At 57.1% G+C, this 17,446-nt stretch carries 15 protein-coding genes; 2 read left to right on the top strand and 13 right to left on the bottom strand.

Features of this window, described 5'->3' with window-relative positions:
• Window positions 1–111: 111 nt before the first annotated feature.
• The 5 genes from VHB22_RS00925 to VHB22_RS00905 all read right to left on the bottom strand — a co-directional run bounded on the left by VHB22_RS00925 (window position 112) and on the right by VHB22_RS00905 (window position 5,170).
• On the bottom strand, window positions 112–1,146 hold the full coding sequence (locus tag VHB22_RS00925) for a cysteine synthase A (protein WP_325455064.1): 1,035 nt from the start codon (window positions 1,144–1,146) through the stop codon (window positions 112–114).
• Window positions 1,147–1,163: 17 nt separating this feature from the next.
• Window positions 1,164–2,198 carry an MBL fold metallo-hydrolase gene (locus VHB22_RS00920; RefSeq protein ID WP_325455063.1) on the bottom strand — a complete coding sequence of 345 codons (1,035 nt, stop codon included), beginning with the start codon at window positions 2,196–2,198 and terminating at the stop codon, window positions 1,164–1,166.
• Window positions 2,199–2,311: 113 nt separating this feature from the next.
• A complete protein-coding gene (locus tag VHB22_RS00915) occupies window positions 2,312–2,971 on the bottom strand; it encodes a peroxiredoxin (protein WP_325455062.1) in 660 nt (219 codons plus the stop codon).
• 261 nt (window positions 2,972–3,232) lie between these two features.
• Window positions 3,233–4,102 carry a glutathione-dependent disulfide-bond oxidoreductase gene (gene yghU, locus VHB22_RS00910; protein WP_325455118.1) on the bottom strand — a complete coding sequence of 290 codons (870 nt, stop codon included), beginning with the start codon at window positions 4,100–4,102 and terminating at the stop codon, window positions 3,233–3,235.
• A 132-nt stretch (window positions 4,103–4,234) separates the two neighbouring features.
• On the bottom strand, window positions 4,235–5,170 hold the full coding sequence (locus VHB22_RS00905) for an alpha/beta hydrolase (RefSeq protein ID WP_325455061.1): 936 nt from the start codon (window positions 5,168–5,170) through the stop codon (window positions 4,235–4,237).
• Between the two features lie 564 nt (window positions 5,171–5,734).
• Between VHB22_RS00905 and VHB22_RS00900 the strand changes: the two genes are divergently transcribed.
• Window positions 5,735–6,592, top strand: coding sequence for a hypothetical protein (locus VHB22_RS00900; RefSeq protein ID WP_325455060.1), 858 nt, complete (start codon window positions 5,735–5,737; stop codon window positions 6,590–6,592).
• Here VHB22_RS00900 and VHB22_RS00895 read toward each other — a convergent pair.
• Together VHB22_RS00895 and VHB22_RS00890 are read right to left on the bottom strand one after the other, a co-directional pair.
• Window positions 6,589–7,482, bottom strand: a complete 894-nt coding sequence (locus VHB22_RS00895) for an NlpC/P60 family protein (protein WP_325455059.1) — start codon at window positions 7,480–7,482, stop codon at window positions 6,589–6,591. The genes VHB22_RS00900 and VHB22_RS00895 overlap by 4 nt on opposite strands.
• The gene (locus VHB22_RS00890; protein WP_325455058.1) at window positions 7,479–8,900 is read right to left on the bottom strand and encodes a leucyl aminopeptidase family protein; all 1,422 of its coding nucleotides are present in this window, start codon (window positions 8,898–8,900) and stop codon (window positions 7,479–7,481) included. Before VHB22_RS00890 ends, VHB22_RS00895 begins: the two co-directional genes overlap by 4 nt.
• 208 nt (window positions 8,901–9,108) lie before the next feature.
• Between VHB22_RS00890 and VHB22_RS00885 the strand changes: the two genes are divergently transcribed.
• Window positions 9,109–10,092: a tetratricopeptide repeat protein gene (locus VHB22_RS00885; protein WP_325455057.1), complete on the top strand. Its 984-nt coding sequence runs from the start codon at window positions 9,109–9,111 to the stop codon at window positions 10,090–10,092.
• Between the two features lie 111 nt (window positions 10,093–10,203).
• Here the strand turns inward: VHB22_RS00885 and VHB22_RS00880 are convergent, their stop codons facing one another.
• The 6 genes from VHB22_RS00880 to VHB22_RS00855 are packed head-to-tail and all read right to left on the bottom strand — an operon-like array spanning window position 10,204 to window position 17,428.
• Window positions 10,204–11,187: a type II secretion system F family protein gene (locus VHB22_RS00880; protein ID WP_325455056.1), complete on the bottom strand. Its 984-nt coding sequence runs from the start codon at window positions 11,185–11,187 to the stop codon at window positions 10,204–10,206.
• Window positions 11,188–11,229: 42 nt separating this feature from the next.
• Entirely contained in the window at window positions 11,230–12,222 is a 993-nt protein-coding gene (locus tag VHB22_RS00875; RefSeq protein WP_325455055.1) for a type II secretion system F family protein, read from the bottom strand.
• A gap of 5 nt (window positions 12,223–12,227) precedes the next feature.
• Complete coding sequence (locus tag VHB22_RS00870; protein WP_325455054.1) at window positions 12,228–13,736, bottom strand: CpaF family protein; 1,509 nt, start codon at window positions 13,734–13,736, stop codon at window positions 12,228–12,230.
• A 9-nt stretch (window positions 13,737–13,745) separates the two neighbouring features.
• The gene (locus VHB22_RS00865) at window positions 13,746–15,056 is read right to left on the bottom strand and encodes an AAA family ATPase (RefSeq protein WP_325455053.1); all 1,311 of its coding nucleotides are present in this window, start codon (window positions 15,054–15,056) and stop codon (window positions 13,746–13,748) included.
• Window positions 15,057–15,071: 15 nt separating this feature from the next.
• A complete protein-coding gene (locus VHB22_RS00860; protein ID WP_325455052.1) occupies window positions 15,072–15,806 on the bottom strand; it encodes a CpaD family pilus assembly protein in 735 nt (244 codons plus the stop codon).
• Window positions 15,807–15,826: 20 nt separating this feature from the next.
• Entirely contained in the window at window positions 15,827–17,428 is a 1,602-nt protein-coding gene (locus tag VHB22_RS00855; protein ID WP_325455051.1) for a type II and III secretion system protein family protein, read from the bottom strand.
• Window positions 17,429–17,446 lie beyond the last annotated feature (18 nt).

Here is a 17,446-nt window from a genome sequence, read left to right as displayed (position 1 = left end):
CACAAGGCTTCCGCGAAATGCAGACCGCGCACGCAACAAACGTCATGCGCATCTCGGCATTCGCTCAAGGCTGCCATCCACCTGATGCCAGCCAAAGTCGTCGACAGGCAATCAACGAAAAACGACAGGAAGAGCCGCAGGAGCTTTTTCTAGCCATTTCGGCACGGGCAAACCCTTCTCACGCAGAAATTTCGGGTTGAACATTTTCGATTGGTACCGCGTACCTGAATCGCACAGCATAGTGACGATCGTCTTGCCCCGGCCGAGGTCCTTGGCGAGGCGGATAGCCCCCGCAATATTCACACCGCTCGATGTGCCGAGACAGAGACCTTCGTCCCGCACCAGATCGAAGGCAATCTCAAGGGCTTCCGCATCCGGTATCCGATATGCGAAATCCGGCGTGAACCCTTCGAGGTTCTTCGTAATTCGGCTTTGACCGATACCCTCGGTGATGGATGATCCTTCCGCTTTCAGCTCCCCCGTCGTGTAGTAGCTGTAGAGCGCAGCGCCCGGCGGATCTGCCAACGCGATCTTGATATCGCTGTTTTTCTCCCGCAGCCCCTGGGCCACGCCGGCAAGCGTCCCTCCCGTACCGACAGCCGAGACGAAGCCATGGATCCGGCCTTGGGTCTGCTCCCAAATTTCAACGGCGGTCGTCTCGACGTGAGCCTGCCGGTTGGCGACGTTGTCGAACTGATTTGCCCAAATCACACCCTCAGGCTCGGTCTCAGCCAAAGCTGCGGCCAACCGCTCAGAGTATTTCACGTAGTTGTTGGGATTCGAATACGGCACGACCGGCACTTCGACCAGCTGCGCACCCATGAGCCGCAAGGTATCCTTTTTCTCCGCAGACTGATTATCCGGGATCACGATAACGGAACGACACCCCATAACGCTGCAAATCATCGTCAGCCCGATTCCGGTGTTGCCGGCCGTCCCCTCGACGATCACGCCGCCAGAACGAATTTGCCCCTTAGCCCAAGCATCGTTGAAAATGAAAAGCGCAGCCCGATCCTTGATCGACTGGCCAGGATTCATGAACTCGGCCTTGCCGAGGATCGTGCAGCCCGTCATTTCCGAAGCGGCTCGAAGCTTGATGAGCGGCGTGTTTCCAACAGCCCGGGCAAGGGTAAATGCAAGTCGCAAGGCTATCTCCTCAAACATTACCTAGTAAACAGTGGGCCTTTCGCCATCTTCCAGGCGGCGATCCCGCCCTGGATGTGAAGCGCGGACGCGATCCCCAAATCGTGCGCCGCCTGTACGGCCATGGCCGAGCGCTCGCCGAATGCACAATAAAAGATAATCTGCTTCGTCGCGCCGAGTTCGTGGAGAATTCCGCCGCAAGATACATTCTCGCCAAGCTCCGGATAGGGCGTATGGAGCGATCCAGGTATCTCGCCTTCGCGCGCTCTCTCTCCTTGCTCCCGCAAATCGACGAAGGCCACGTCCGGGCGCCCGATCAACATCATCGCTTCCGACGGTGTCAACGCCCAGCCTTTCAGCGCGATTTGTTCCTGCGAAAATCCGACATGCATGTTCGCAGGCACCGCGACATCCATCATCTTCGGATCGGGAAGGTGCAAGTTATTCATCAACTCGGCGTACTCTGCGACGGACGTCACTTGTAAGCGCGGGTTGAACGCTTTCTCCTCGCCAATCGTGCTGACCGTGTCGCCCTTGTAGTCATGGGCCGGGAAGACAAGCGTAGAATCCGGCAGCCGGAGCAAGCGATTGAAAATCGACTCGTATTGCGCACGTGCATCGCCGTTTTGAAAGTCGGTTCTGCCCGTCCCGCGGATCAACAGCGTATCGCCGGTAAAAACGCGATCAGACATTACGAACGAATAAGAATCGTCCGTATGGCCGGGCGTGTAAATCACATCCAGGTTGACGCCTTCGATCTGGAGCTTCTCACCGTCAGCAAGGCGCATCGATACGACATCCGCCTTGCTTTGCTCTCCCATGACCGTGATGCACTGCGTGCGGTCGCGCAATGCGCCAAGCCCGGTAATGTGATCGGCATGCAGATGCGTGTCGACAGCTTTCACCAGTCGCAAATCAAGTTCATTCAATAACTGAATGTAGCGATCGACCTTATCGAGAACGGGATCGATGATAAGCGCCTCGCCTCCCCGTCGGCTGGCCAGCAGATAGCTGTATGTACTTGAAACGCTGTCAAAGAGTTGACGGAAAATCATGAGCACCGATCCCGCGCGGGCGTCGCAATTGCTTCGGCGGCAATTTTCACAACTCCATCTGACAGCTTCAAGCACATATCTGAAGCACGTCGCCAGAAACCCCTGAATTTATATCATTCGGACGGCTGCTTCGCTTTGCGGAGATAGGGCAAAACGGTCTCGAATGCGCCAAAGCGCTGGCGCGCATCCTCATCCGAAACCGAACCCGCAATAACGATATCTTCACCTGGTTTCCAATCGGCAGGCGTCGAAACCGGAAACTTCATCGTGAGCTGGATGGAATCGATGGCCCTCAGGATTTCCTGGAAGTTACGCCCCGTCGTCATCGGATAGGTCAGGATGAGCTTGATCTTCTTATCCGGTCCGATAACGAAGACCGAGCGAACCGTCTGATTGTCGGCTGCCGTGCGGCCCTCAGACGTCGCGCCAGCCGATGCCGGCAGCATGTCATAAAGCTTCGCGACCTTGAGTTCGCTATCGCCGATCATCGGATAATTGACGGCGTGCCCGGTGGCTTTCTGAATATCGCTCTTCCACCTGATATGATTTTCCACCGGATCGACCGAAATGCCGACAATCTTGGCATTGCGCTTATCGAACTCGTTTTTCAAACCGGCCATAGCGCCGAGCTCGGTCGTACAGATGGGCGTGAAGTCTTTTGGATGCGAAAACAGCACCGCCCAACCCTCGCCCACCCATTCGTGAAAACGAATCTCACCCTCCGTCGTATCTGCCGTAAAATCGGGCGCAATGTCATTGATGCGTAGTGACATGTCTCTTTCCTGGACTTCCGCTTTTGGCGTTGATGCCTATTTCCTGAGAATTCCCGGCGATTTCGCCGGAACCGAAACAAGAAAGCCGAGTGCAGCCCTTTCGGCAATACCAAAATGAGCCTGCTTCAATCGCACCAGTGCGCTATCTTTGAGAACGCTCAAGCGCTCCGAAAGATAAAAAAAGCCGCTCAATGATCATGAGTGCTGGCCTAGAGATAATAAAGCGCAACGCATTTTCTACGTAGAGCAAATACTGCGGACTTAGATACTAACTTTGCCCTTTGTCTTAGTGAGAAAATCGCTGGCATCGTGACGCTCGCGAAGTTGGCTCGCCGGATCCCCGCTCGTGCGGTTGACCATAACACCCCGCATGACCGCTGGGCGCTTCGCGATCGCATCGGCCCAGCGACCGACATTCCTGTACTCCTGACCCTGTAGAAATTCGGCCGCGTCGTACACATCGCCCTTTATGACGCCACCGTACCAGGGCCAGATCGCGATATCGGCAATCGAGTAGTCGTCTCCCGCCATGTACTCATGCTCCGCGAGATGGCGGTCGAGCACATCGAGCTGCCGCTTGGCTTCCATTGTGAAGCGGTCAATCGCGTATTCGATCTTGATCGGCGCATACACATAGAAATGACCAAACCCGCCGCCGAGATACGGCGCACTGCCCATCTGCCAGAACAGCCAATTTAATGCTTCCGTGCGCCTGTCCGGATCGGTCGGGAGCAGAGCCCCAAATTTCTCCGCGAGGTAAAGGAGGATAGCGCCCGACTCGAAAACCCGTCTCGGCTTATCGCCGCTGCGATCGACGAGAGCCGGGATTTTCGAATTCGGATTGATGGCAACAAATCCGCTGCCGAACTGATCGCCCTCGGTGATCCGAATGAGCCATGCATCGTACTCGGCGCCCCTGTGCCCGAGCTCCAAAAGCTCCTCAAGCATGATGGTGGCTTTCTGGCCATTCGGAGTCGCCAGCGAATAAAGCTGCAACGGATGCTTCCCGACGGGAAGTTCCTTTTCGTGGGTCGGCCCTGCCGTCGGACGATTGATGTTTGCGAATCGTCCCCCGCTTGGCGCTTTCCACTTCCAAATCTTTGGCGGCGTATAATCGGCTCTGTCACTCATGTTCGAACGTTTCGCTCCAGCGGCCGCCGCAACGATCGGAGCCGTCACCTATCATGATCCGATGTTTTGGCATCAGCGACAACGCACGAAACCGAGACCCGTCGCCGCAACGCGCGCGCCAACGCGCTGACCTTAAGACAAAGACAGCAAAAAGCTCTCGATTGTCGCCGCCAACTTCTCAGGTGCGAGCACGCCAATAGACATATGTGAGCGCCCATCGAGCTGCGACACACGCACGTCGCCCAATTCGCGGCTGATCCGATCAATACTGACGCGCCGAAATGGCGCCGCGATATTTTGCTCGAAATCTCTGAGCTTTTGAGCCAGCGCCGGTTCGCTGCAGTCCGTCGGAAAGAACGAAGTCCCGTAAATGAACAATGCCGGCGCGCGGACCTTGGTGTAATCGCGTGGCCATGTACCAAGCGTCTCTATGAGCGCCGCAAATACTTCGATCGACGGAACGGGTTCAACACTGCCGCTCGGCTCGATCCGAACGGCATCCCGAAGAAAGGCATCAAGCGCAGGCGTCCACGCAACATCGCGCCCGATCCATGCCGCATGATACCAGGTCTTCAATGCCTCAAACGAGTTGAGCGTGGATGGACTGGGACTATTCACCGCCAGCATTTCCGTGAAAGGCTTAAAGAACGCTGGATCGGACCAGTCGTATCCACCTTCCAGATAAACGAGCTTGTCGACGCGCTCGGGATAAAGTCCTGCAAACGCCGTAATCTCGTTGCCGCCCATCGACCAACCGAGAAGATTGGCACGCTCGATGTGCAAGCCGTCGAGAACATAGCGAAGATCGCTCACCAACGTCGCGGCATCATATGGACCTGCAGGCGCCTCGGATTTGCCGTGTCCACGCCGTGCATAGGCCAACACACGAAAGTGAGGACAAAGCAAAGGTGCGAGATCGTCGAAAATATGGGGGCTATTCGCGATTCCATGAATCAAGATCAATGGCGGGCCATCTCCGCCCCAATCGAGGTAATTGAGCCTCACCCCGTCGCCATCGACGAAAGCCGATCGATGAGGGAAAAGGTCATGGCAAGCGTGCGTACCCAAATATTCCATCTCCCGCTTTGAATTTCTGATATATCCGCCTCGCCTCAGTTAGCGCGGCGATAATTGGCGAAAGAGATATCGCAATAAGCCAAATCGCCAACATTGCATATCAAACAAAAGCATGTCCTTTTAAAAAGAAAATGCCCGGTCAACTACGGACGGCAGAGTAAACTTGTAGAGCAATAATAATAAACGCCGATTGAAACACAGAACCGTGGGCAGCACGCTACACTGAAAAAGACCTACGGAAGCCACGCTCTGCCGGCCGCCAAAACCGACTATATGGAATAGGCGCGTTATCGCACGACAATACCCCGTCTGATTACTCCTCGGCCCCGAGCAGCATCACCAATCACGAAACTTCAAAATGAGCGACAGCCGTTAGAGCGGCATTAGGCAGACCGGAGATTTTAAATGGGTGGTCTTGTCGTGTCTGCTAGGCGTTGCGCCAGAATTCCTCGATAGAACCCAAAACAGGAGTGAAACACGTGTTGCGAAGCCTGACCTTGGTAGCCGCTTTGGGGGCTGCTCTTCTTTTTCCGCTGACCGCCGACGCGAGATCGCATGGCGGCCATCATGGCGGTGGTCATCATCACGGTGGTGGCCACCATGGCGGAGGTCATCACGGGGGCGGACATCACCATGGGGGCGGTCATCATCGCGGCGGGCACCATTACGGACATCGCGGCCACCGGTATCATCACTCGCATGCGCGCCGATTCTGGCATGGGCGGTGGTACGCGTACGGCATCGGCCCCTGCTGGCGCTGGTCGAATTATTACGACGAGTTCGTCTGGGTTTGCTACTGAGCCCCCAATACCCCCAAGAGGGATCTTCGACCTCGAAGGACCGCGGCCCCGACGTCGCGGTCTTTTTTGTATCCGCTCGCAGGCTATTTCAGACGTATGCGGATCGGCTATCGTTCGGCACCGATTCCCTCCAATGAGAACGAGTGCCATGCTTCCAGATGACGTCTTCCGGGTTCGCCTTGAAGAAACGCTGATCGAGCTAGAAAGTTGGGCCGCCGCAATGCGAGAGTGCGCCGACATCGAAATTACCGCGTCCGAACAGTATTGGCACATGACCGTCAATCCGTGGCTCAAGCGAGCCTGCCCGTTCGAACTGCTGATCGACTCTAAACAGACCTTCGCTCTGGCTTTGAATGCAGAGGCTTACGACAACGCACCGATTGATCAGTTTGACTTATTTCCGAAGCTTGCACGCGCCATCGCCTCGGGCCGCGTCGAAAAAATCGAGACACGAAATGCTCTGACCGGCATACTGATTGCAATTGCGATGCGCGTCGAGATCGCCGAAGGCTGGGACTGGATCGGACATCGCATCGTGTTGGAGAGATCTCTGGACACGCTTGAGCAAGAAGAAGTGTGCGAGACCTCGCGATACTTGCCCTACCAGCGCTAAGCAGCCGAGAGCTTCGGCAAACGTTTCACCGCAATAACGTCACCTGCCGCTTTCCTCATACGTTCCGCCGCCTCAGGCAACGGCTCAATTGCCACCAGCATATGATGACCGTTGGCATGCACCATCAACACGCCGTCAATCATAATGCCGACGTGCCCCTTCCAAAACACGAGGTCGCCACGCGCGAGACCATCGAAATCGGCCCGCACAGGAACGCTCTCGCCAAGCTCCGCGAGCTGCATATCGGTGTCGCGCGGCGCCGCAATGCCAGCGGCAGCGAGCGCGGTTTGCACAAGACCTGAGCAGTCGACACCAATGTGCGTCCGGCCACCCCAGAGGTACGGCATACCGAGAAACCGTTCGGCGATCGCAACGAAATCCCGGGCATAACGGTTGACCGACGTCGCATGGCGCGCATAGACGAACCCGCCGGCCGCCAGTTCGAGAAAATGTTCGTCTCCGCCACGAACCGGAAGAAGCGCGTTCATTGAAAGATGCATCAGCGGCGATGACTTGATATCGGGAGCCGCGTAAAGAAAAGTGCCGAGCGTCTGCACGCGATGCGTCGGCTGCAAAACACCGCGACGCAATACCTCCGACGGCACATAGCCGACATAGCCATCGCGGGAGAGCTGAACCCACGACCAGCCGCCGGCTTCGTCGAAAATCGTCACCCCTTCGCCGAACAGCGCCTCCGTTTCAAACCCACGCGATGGATCCGGTGCTCTGCGCAGAGGCACGGCGGCACGCGCGACAAAAGCGGGTTCGCCCGCGACGTAGCGTTCGGCCTCGACGAGGCCCTCAAGCGCCAGTGCGGCAAGGTCGGGACGGAACGCATTACGCCGCGGATCCAAATCACAGCCAATGCGTTTCGGAATACCGGACGTCACGCTGCGAGCTCCCGCCGCAAATATTCCATAACCGCGCGCGCGGTTTGCGGCTCGCCGCCTTTGGGGCCGAGGGGGCGTGGCGCCGAACGCCAGCCGTAGAGATCGAAATGCGCAAACCGACGCGCTTTATTGACGAAACGCTTGAGAAACAGCGCTGCAGTTATCGCCCCCGCGAACGGCGATTCCCAGACGTTATTGATGTCCGCAATATCGCTGTCCAAATGGCGGCGATAGCCCTCCCAAAGGGGAAGACGCCAGAGTGGATCGCCAATCGACGCCGCGAGCGTGGGCAAGCCCTGAGCCAGAGCTTCGTCGTCGGTGAAAAAGGCCGGCAAATCGGGACCGAGTGCGCTTCGTGCGGCGCCGGTGAGCGTGGCGAAAACAAAAATGCTGTCCGGCTCTTCGCTATCTGCAAGCGCCAGCGCATCGGCAAGTACGAGACGACCTTCGGCGTCGGTGTTGCCGATTTCGACGCTGAAACCGGCACGGCTCGCAAGGACGTCGCCTGGCCGGAACGCGTCGCCGCTGATCGAATTTTCCGCCGTCGGAATAAGAACCCGCAACCGGCATTTCAGTCCCTGTCCCATGATCATATGCGCGAGCGCGAGAGCCGTTGCCGCGCCACCCATATCCTTCTTCATCAGAAGCATGGCGTTCGCGGGCTTGATATCAAGACCACCCGTGTCGAACGTTATGCCTTTGCCGACCAGCGTAATCTTCGGTGCGCCAGTCGGTTCCCAAGAAAGATCAATGAGACGTGGTTGGCGCGGGCTTCCCCGGCCGACAGCATGGATCATTGGATAATTCTGCGCCAGAAGCTCGTCGCCCATAACGACCGAAATGTCGGCACCATGTCGCTCTGCAAGAAGACGTGCGGCGGCTTCGATCTCGGCCGGACCTAGGTCAGACGCGGGCGTATTTATGAGATCGCGGGCGAACCACACGGCTTCCGCTGTATTGATCACACGTGCGGCATCGGGCGTTTCGAGACGCAGTCTTGCCCGTTCGGATGCATTGTCCCGGCGCTTGTAACGAGAAAAAGAATAACTGCCGAGCGCCCAAGCAACCTCTGCAAGGTATGAATCCGATAGCTCGGATGCATACCGATACGTTGCGGACGGGAGGCTTCCGGAAAGCAGGCCAGCCAACAACTCCGACGGCCCGCTCGGCTCGCCCTGCTGGCCATCGCCAAGTCCCAAAACGACCGCATCGACCTTGCCGCCCGCTCCCGGAACGAGAACATGACGTTTGGCCGATCCTGAAAATCTCTGGGCGGCCAGCCACGCTTTTTGATGATCATCGAAACCGGCAAGCTGGCCCGCATCGGCCGTCCGCACGAAGTAGATAGGGATGTCGCCGGTCGCCGAAGGGCCCTCCGCGAACACGTTTCTGACGGACCAAGCTGATGTTTCGACCATTAAGACCTCTCGCTACGACAATCGATAACTCTTCCAACAGAGTCCGCCGCATGCCGCAAGCGACGGCCACTCCCGGGGGACAAAAAGTTGCATCAGCTATCACAGACCTGAGCGAACCTTAAGCGTTTATTGACGCCTGCTCCGGAAACTGACGGTCATGCAGATTCGGCGGATTTGGGCCGCGAATCTTGGCCCTACGGAGACCGCAATGAAGCGCAACCAGCGCCCCCGCCATCTCGTATCCTCACAACCAGCCGCATCGACGCGCCTCGGGGTCATCGCCAGTCTTACGGCATCGCTGCTGCTTGGCGCATGCTCTCAATCGCCGAGCCTGCTGCAAGATATCGCGCTCAAACCGGAAACGACGAACAGTACCGATACATCGGAGCCCGGCCCTCGGACCGAATTACAGAAGGCGACGATATATTGGGGCAAAGAATACGCCAAACAGCCAACGGCGCTCCAACCCGCACTCAACTACGCAAGAGACTTGAAAGCCCTCGGCGAAAAAGAAAAAGCGCTGTACGTCCTGCAACAGGCGAGCATGATCCACGGTCACGACCAGCAACTGACCAGCGAATACGGGCGTCTCGCCCTTGAGCTCAACCAAATTAATGTTGCCGGTCAGCTTCTTGCGGCAGCCGACGATCCGACCCGTCCTGACTGGCGCGTGATTTCGGCTCGCGGGACAGTCATGGCGAAGCAGGGCAAATACGCGGACGCAATTCCGTTTTACCAACGCGCGTTGGCACTTTCTCCCGACAACCCGACGATCATGAACAATCTTGCGATGGCGCATGCGATGATGGGCGACCCTAAAAAAGCCGAACAGCTTTTGCGCCAGGCACTCGCAACGTCCGGCGCCACGCCCAAGATGCGCGAGAACCTGGCTCTCGTGCTCGGACTGCAAGGCCGCTACGATGAATCCCGCTCCGTTGCATCGAGCGTGCTCGATTCGGCAACCGCATCGTCCAATGCCAGCTATCTTAAGCAATTGGTGAAGCTCGATCCGAAAAGCGAAATGCCCGATGCCAAGAGCTTTATGGCGCAAACATCTATCGCACAGTCGGCGCCGGCCGCGGTTCCTAATAGCAGCCAATTCGCGACAAGCGTAACGCCCACAGACGACGCTCGGAGCAACTGGCAGACAGTCAGCGCGACGGCTGCCCCGCTCAGGGGCATGACCCACTAAGCATTCGCTTAACGCCGTCGGCGATCGATCGAACCAACAATCCTTAAGCGAAAAGAAAAGGCCCTGGTCCAATGCACCAGGGCCGACGCAACACATGTTCGCGCAATTCGTCTACTTCTTAAGCTGCATGTAGCTGATGGCTGCAGGCCCAAGAATGACAATAAACAGCACCGGCAGGAAGAAGACGATCATCGGCACAGTCAGTTTCGGGGGCAAAGCGGCAGCCTTCCGTTCCGCTTCCGATTGCCGGATCTCTCGGTTTTCCTTGGCCATCGTCCGAAGCGCTTGACCGACAGGCGTACCATAACGTTCTGCCTGTACCAGCGCAGTCGAAACCCCCTTCACGCCAGGAAGGCCCGTCCTCTTCGCGAGATTATCATAAGCTTGCCGCCGGTCTTGCAAATACGAAAGTTCTGCGGTCGTCAGTGCCATTTCTTCGGCAAGCTCCAACGACTGATCGGCAATCTCTTTTCCGACCTTGCCGAACGCCGCTTCGACCGACATACCCGATTGGACGCAAATCAGCAGCATATCGAGCGCATCGGGAAAGGCCTGCTTGATCGACATTTGCCGCTTTTGCACGCGGTTCGTAATGAACATGTTGGGCAGATAGAAACCCAGAAATCCCGCGCCGAGAGCAATGCCGAGATTTACGAGTGGCGGATACCCCGTATCGTAAATCACGAACACATAGAACAGCGTCAGAAAGAAAACCACGACTGGCGCCGTCACGCGAAAGAACATGAATGCGACGATGTTGGCTTGCCCGCGAAGACCGGCGCGCTTCAAGTTCTCGCGCAGCTCCTCGTTGTCAAATCTCTCGCGCAGTCGCAGCTCGTCGACGATGCGCTGCATGAAACCTTTAGGCGTCGAGCGTAGCCTGCTGGATGCCGGACGGTCCTTTACAGCCATTTCCGCCAATCGCTGCGAACGCATCTTGTTGCGCTCGATCGCCATTTCCTTCATGCGCCGGTTCATCTGATCCCGCTGAAGCATGGGCAACGCGATAGTCAGAACAGTCGCGAACACGCAGACGGTCGCAAGTATCGTCGCAACGAACTGCGGATTCATGACTGTCTCGATGAAGGCTCTCATCGGCGCACCATCAGCTAATCGGGATAAAACGAAACGACCGGCTTAAAACTTGAAGTTGATCATCTTTCTCATCACCAGGACGCCCATCATCATCCACGCCGCACCAATCCCGACCATGAATCGTCCCATGGTCGTGGTGAACAGCGGCATCATGTATCCGGGCGATGAAAGATAGACCATGAACATAACACCCGGAGGTAACGACGCGAGCACCATCGCGGATGCTTTCGCTTCGGCAGAAAGAGCTTTTACCTTCATCGCCAAGCTTTGCCGGTCACGAAGTACGCCGGAAAGATTTGCCAATGCTTCCGATAGGTTTCCGCCTGCTTGTTGCTGTATGCTAATAACGATCGAGAGAAAGCGCACTTCTGCAAGCGGCATACGCTCACACATACGCTCAAGTCCGTCGCCAATCGGCACCCCAAGCCTCTGTTGCTCGACGACACTGCGAAACTCGCCAGCCAGCGGTTCTGGGCTTTCCCGCGCAATAACCTGTATGCACTCATTAAGCGGCAGACCCGACTTAACGCCGCGCACGATGACATCAATCGCATTCGCAAGCTGCGATGAGAACTTCTGTTGTCGCCGGCTTGTGATTTTCGATAGGATCCATCTCGGAATGCCGAATGCCCCGAGAAATCCCGCGACGACGACCGCTCCGACCGGCAGGTCGAAAATGCTGTATGCAATGCCCGCGAGGATGATCCCCAGGGTGGCGCTGAGAATGTAAAAGTCCCGCGGGCTCTGCTTCAATCCCGCGCGCTCCATGCGGAGCCGCATCGTGATTTTCTTATCTTTTTTTTGTCGCTCATCCATGTCTTTCAACGTATCGGCGACGGACTTTTTGCGGCTGCTTTGAATCTCGGCTAATGCGCCGCCGCTTTTGCGGGCCCGCACGCCAACCACGCTTTCAAGCCGCTTTTCCTTTTGCCGTTCCGTAGAAATGTACGGGTAGACGAGCGCATAGATCCCGCCCGCGAAGGCAGCCGACACCATCAATGGCAATAACAAAGTCGAAAGCGCGTTACCGTCCATCGCAATTATCCCAGCGGGTTGCCGTTGTCGTCTGCGACTTCAGCCGCGGCGAGCGCACGAGCAAGACGTTCGGTCTCACCATAATATTCGGCGCGTTCCCAAAAACGAGGACGTGCAATTCCGGTCGAACGATGCCGACCGAGAAGCTTGCCATGTGCGTCTTCGCCGGTAATCTCGTAAACGATCAGATTTTGCAGCGTGATCGTCTCTTCTTCCATCCCGAGAACCTCGGTGATGTGCGTGATCTTGCGCGACCCGTCGCGCAATCGCGACGCCTGAACAATGACGTCGATAGAACCGCAAATCATTTCCCGGATAGTCTTGATGGGCAGGGCATATCCGCCCTGCATGATCATTGACTCCAGACGGCTCAATGCCTCGCGCGGACTGTTGGCATGAAGCGTGCCCATCGAGCCGTCATGGCCGGTATTCATGGCCTGCAAAAGATCGAAAGCCTCAGGCCCACGCACCTCGCCGACGATGATACGCTCTGGCCGCATGCGCAGGCAGTTCTTGATGAGATCGCGCATTCTGATCTCGCCTTCGCCTTCGAGATTCGGCGGACGCGTCTCTAGGCGGACGACGTGCGGCTGCTGCAGCTGAAGCTCCGCAGAGTCTTCGCATGTGATAATGCGTTCGTCATTATCAATCGACCCGGTAAGGCAATTGAGCAAAGTCGTCTTTCCCGACCCCGTGCCGCCCGAGATAACGACGTTGCACCTGACGCGTCCGATGATTTCCAGAATGGTTTTTGCTTCAGGCGTTATCGACCCGAATTTGACAAGCTGTTCGAGTTTCAGCCTGTCTTTCTTGAACTTTCGGATAGTCAAAGCGGGGCCGTCGATCGCCAGCGGTGGAGCGATCACATTGACGCGCGAGCCGTCAGGAAGACGCGCGTCGCAAATCGGACTCGCCTCGTCCACGCGGCGGCCAACCTGGCTGACGATACGTTGGCAAATGTTCATCAACTGTTGATTGTCGGCGAAGCGCACGCCGGTCTTTTGAACCTTTCCGCCGACCTCGATGAAAGTCGTGTTGGCGCCGTTGACCATGATATCCGCAATATCATCGCGTGCCAGCAGAGGCTCTAGCGGACCGTATCCCAGGACGTCGTTGCAAATGTCTTCGAGCAGCTCTTCCTGCTCCGCAATCGACATCACGACATTTTTTATCTGGATGATCTCGCTGACGATGTCGCGAATTTCCTCGCGCGCCGCCACGCTGTCGAGCTTGGAAAGCTGCGTTAGATCGATGGTATCGATCAGCGCGTTAAAGACCGTCGTCTTGACGTCGTAGTACTCTTCTGAGTGCTTTCGCTGCACTTCGAGCACGGGTTCGGGCCTCGGCGGCGGCGCAGCAGGTGCGGACTGCCGCTGCTGAACCGGAGACCGAACCTCTGTTGCCATAGGCGCAGCCGGCGGTTGAGCCTGAGGTTGAACCTTAGGCTGAGGTGCGGACGCTTGCGGCGCCGGCCTTTTCATTGGCATTGGGTCGTTTGACCGCCTACCGAACATGACGAGGTCCTAACGCTTAAGTTTCAGCTTTTCGAGAATAGGGGCAATCGCCGCAAACGTCGTATTTCCTTTGTCGGTTTTCGCTTCTTTGCGGCCGGTAATCTTCTGCGCGACATCGTGAAACTTCTCGACAGCCTTCGCTTTTGCGTTCAGTTCCGCGACCATCTGGCCGTTGTTCGCTGCCTGGCTGAAGGTTTCCGCGTCATAATCGATCACCGATAGAACTTTGACATCGAGCGCCTGCTCGAATTCCTTCACGGAAATTTCCTGTCGCTTCGGCAGGTTCGCCATGTTCAAGATCAGATGCGGCTTGCTGTCATTTTTTCGCGACGTGCGTAGAAGATCGATGACGTTCTTCGCATTTCTGAGATTGGCAAGATCGGGAGCGGCTGTAATCACAACCTCGTCGGCCTGCAGCAGCACGCGTTTGGACCAAGCCGACCAGCCGTGCGGAAGATCGACGACGACGAAAGGCACATTCTGCCGCGCAACGTCCAGAACAAGTTCGCAAGCCTCCGGCGATATATCGTAATCTCGGTCGATCACGACGGGAGCCGCAAAAATCGATAAGTGCTCCGAGCACTTGGTCAACAAGCGATCGAGAAGCTGGTCATCGAGCCGCTCGGGCGCCACGAGCGCGTCCGCAATGCCCTGAACCGGGTCTTGATTGAAATCGAGTCCCGTCGTCCCGAATGCGAGATCGAGATCCGCAATCGTGACGTCTGTCTTCAAGATTTCCGAGATCGTCCAAGCGACGTTATGACAAATCGTGGAAGAGCCGACACCGCCTTTTGCACCGACGAATGCAAAGACGTGTCCGACCGGATCGGTATCGGGATTATTGTAGAGCGCGGAAATACTCTCCATCAACCCCATCGGATCTATGGGAGCAACGAGGTATTCGCCGACACCGCGCTTCAACAGCTCGCGATAAAGGACGACGTCATTGTGACGCCCGATGACGATGACTTTCGTTCCGGGATCACAGCTCTCAGCGAGGTGATCAAGCTCCACAATGAGTTCGCCGCTACCAAGCCCACTATCCACGATAATGAGATTTGGCGTTGGGCTATCGATATAGTGCGCAACGGCCGCAGCGATGCCCCCCATATGCACGCTGACATGCGCCTTCGACAGCCGGCGATCCTCTGCAGCGTGCTGCACAGCATTGGCAACCGACACGCTATCGCAAAAGGCTTGGATGGATATACGCGGAATTGGACGAGCCCGCTCGCTGGGCCGCGAGTCGGGTTCGCCGTCCTGCGCCAGCTCCGGCACCTCGGGATTAAATTCCGTGGCAATGTGAGCATGCTGGGACATAACGTCTCCGAGAAATCAGTTAATAATTTTTGTGAGAGTTGTGGCTTCAGCGTCGGCCCCGAGAGGCTTGCCCTTGACGTACTTGCCGTACATGTCGTCGCGACGATTGGCATCGCGCGCCGTCATTGTACGCGGTCCCAAGAGGTCTGCAGGATTCGAAACCATGACAGCCAGATTGTGCTGGTTCGAACAACCGAAATCCGGATACGGCGTATTCTGATAGGCTCGCGCCAAATTCTCCGACCAGTCGTGTCCGCAATCGGGTGGCTCGGCGACGTAGCGCATGTATGAGATTCGCAGCGGCGCATTGCGGCTGCCTGCATGATAGGCCTCGGTGGCAATCGACGATTCCGAATAACCGCTTGCCAGCATCAATCGCCGGGCATCCTCGGCCGCGCCCATCGCAGCGCCTTCGTTCGCCGAACCAGCGGGAGCGGAAATGACGAACCGGCTGTTACCGGAATCACCCGCACGGCTGTGATCAATAAAGTCCATCAACCGGCCACGTTGCGATGGCGTCAGTCCATCTGAGCCGGAAGCGACATGAAGATTGAGAACAGCGGGCCGTTGCGAAACGAGAATGGGATGACGTTGTTCAGGATCGATCAATTGCCAGCCCGCCACCTGCGGTCCAACCCGGTCGTGCTCGCATCCAGCCATTCCGGCGGAAAGAATTGCGAGCGCAAGAATCTGGATAAATCCGAACCGCGTCTTCCGAGGTTCGCGGAGTATCGTATTTTCGATCTGCATAATGCGTCTCCGGAACCTGACTATTCGACGATAAAGCCGTAATCCCCCTTCAGACCACCGGACGGCAGCGTTTCGCTCCGGCCGTAGATCCGATTGAGGTGACCAAGAAAATCCGCTTTGAGATCGGTCGCGGGATAAAGACCGTCAGCAGGCGTTGCAAGTTGCTGACGCGCAACGGGCTGAACGAGGTACGGAGTGACGATTACGACAAGCTCCGATTCATCGTTCTGAAAGTCGCGACTGCGGAACAGCGTCCCGAGGATTGGAATGTCCTTGGCACCCGGCAATCCGTCGATGTTCTGCTGCGTTTTCGTCGATATAAGCCCGGCGAGTGCGAGCGAACCTCCTGACGGAAGCTCGACGACCGTTTTTGCCTGGCGCGTGTCAAAAAGCGGGTTGTTGGCAACATATCCCGAGATGTCGCTGACACTCGTATCGATTTTCAGACTGATGCGGCCTTCGGTTAGGACCACGGGTGTAAAGCTCAACTGCACGCCGAACTTTTTGAAGGCCACCGAGCTGACACCCGTCTGCGTATCAACGCCGGTGACATAGGGAACTTCGCCGCCTGCCAGGAATTCGGCGGGCTCGCCCGAGATGGCCGTGAGATTCGGCTCGGCGAGGGTCCGGATCAAACCATCGCGCTCAAGTGCGCGGATAGCGGACTGAATGTTGTTTCTGCTGTTGCCCCAGCCAGAAACCAACCCGCTGTTGCCGAATGAACCTGTTCCCGGTCCCGAGTTGAAGGCGCACACTTGACCGATCGCGCACGCCGCGCTCGCCGCGGTACCGACACCAAAGGTCGGAAGCGTGCCAAGGCCCTGCGCCGGCGTGATCGGAAATGAATTGGCCGTCAACAGCGTGGTCGAGAAACTCCCCGATTGCAGCATCCCGCCGAGGTTGACGCCCATCTGCTTCAACAGCGTGCGCTTCACCTCCGCGACCGTCACCTTGAGCATCACCTGCTCTTCCGCTTCAACGGTCAGCAAGTTGATGACGGATTGATTCTGATCCTTCGCAGAGGCGTTTTGCGCTGTCGCACCCGTGCCGCTGACATTGACGTTGGACGCCCACGTCGCAATCATTTGCGTCATGAACTGCCCCGCAATTTGACCGGCGCGAACGGAATCGGCCGGGCTTTTGACGTGACCGGTCAGAATCACCGTCTGATTGAGGGTCTCGACCTTGATGTCCGAACCAGGAATGACCCGATGAAGAAGAGACTCAAGACCATCGCCTTCCTGGTCCACGCTGACTTCAACCAGCGCAAGTTGCTCGCCCGAGGTCGAGAAGAAAAACGCGTTGGACTGACCCGGCGCTTTGCCGAGCAGAAAAACACGATTGGAGCTAAGCACGACGGCATCGACAACCGCCGGGTTGGACGCCATCACATCGCGAACGCCGTCCGGGAATTCAATCAAGACAGACTTTCCGAGCCCAATCTTGATGCTCCTGTGGATCGGATGCCCATGGGTCTCGGGAATACGCACGATCGATTGCGTATTCTTCGCCATCTCCGGATCGCCATCGCCCGGCGCAAAATGCCCATTCATGCGCGGACCGGCCGACGCTCCGGCAGTCGTCATGAGCATAACGGGCATTAGGATCAGCAGTGCACGCATGGCGGCACGCCATGGAAG

The organism is Hyphomicrobium sp., from assembly GCF_035548195.1.
Classification (GTDB): domain Bacteria; phylum Pseudomonadota; class Alphaproteobacteria; order Rhizobiales; family Hyphomicrobiaceae; genus Hyphomicrobium_B.
The sequence above is the reverse complement of the archived record's forward strand: the minus strand, read 5'-3'. Positions and strand labels throughout refer to the sequence as shown.

Coding starts and splice junctions, on each gene's coding strand:
- VHB22_RS00890 (WP_325455058.1), bottom strand. CDS start 8,900: ATGGTCGAAACATCAGCTTGGTCCGTCAGAAACGTGTTCGCGGAGGGC.
- VHB22_RS00855 (WP_325455051.1), bottom strand. CDS start 17,428: ATGCGTGCACTGCTGATCCTAATGCCCGTTATGCTCATGACGACTGCC.
- VHB22_RS00885 (WP_325455057.1), top strand. CDS start 9,109: ATGAAGCGCAACCAGCGCCCCCGCCATCTCGTATCCTCACAACCAGCC.
- VHB22_RS00920 (WP_325455063.1), bottom strand. CDS start 2,198: ATGATTTTCCGTCAACTCTTTGACAGCGTTTCAAGTACATACAGCTAT.
- VHB22_RS00900 (WP_325455060.1), top strand. CDS start 5,735: ATGGCGGCCATCATGGCGGTGGTCATCATCACGGTGGTGGCCACCATG.
- VHB22_RS00875 (WP_325455055.1), bottom strand. CDS start 12,222: ATGGACGGTAACGCGCTTTCGACTTTGTTATTGCCATTGATGGTGTCG.
- VHB22_RS00860 (WP_325455052.1), bottom strand. CDS start 15,806: ATGCAGATCGAAAATACGATACTCCGCGAACCTCGGAAGACGCGGTTC.
- VHB22_RS00880 (WP_325455056.1), bottom strand. CDS start 11,187: ATGAGAGCCTTCATCGAGACAGTCATGAATCCGCAGTTCGTTGCGACG.
- yghU (WP_325455118.1), bottom strand. CDS start 4,102: ATGAGTGACAGAGCCGATTATACGCCGCCAAAGATTTGGAAGTGGAAA.
- VHB22_RS00870 (WP_325455054.1), bottom strand. CDS start 13,736: ATGTTCGGTAGGCGGTCAAACGACCCAATGCCAATGAAAAGGCCGGCG.
- VHB22_RS00915 (WP_325455062.1), bottom strand. CDS start 2,971: ATGTCACTACGCATCAATGACATTGCGCCCGATTTTACGGCAGATACG.
- VHB22_RS00865 (WP_325455053.1), bottom strand. CDS start 15,056: ATGTCCCAGCATGCTCACATTGCCACGGAATTTAATCCCGAGGTGCCG.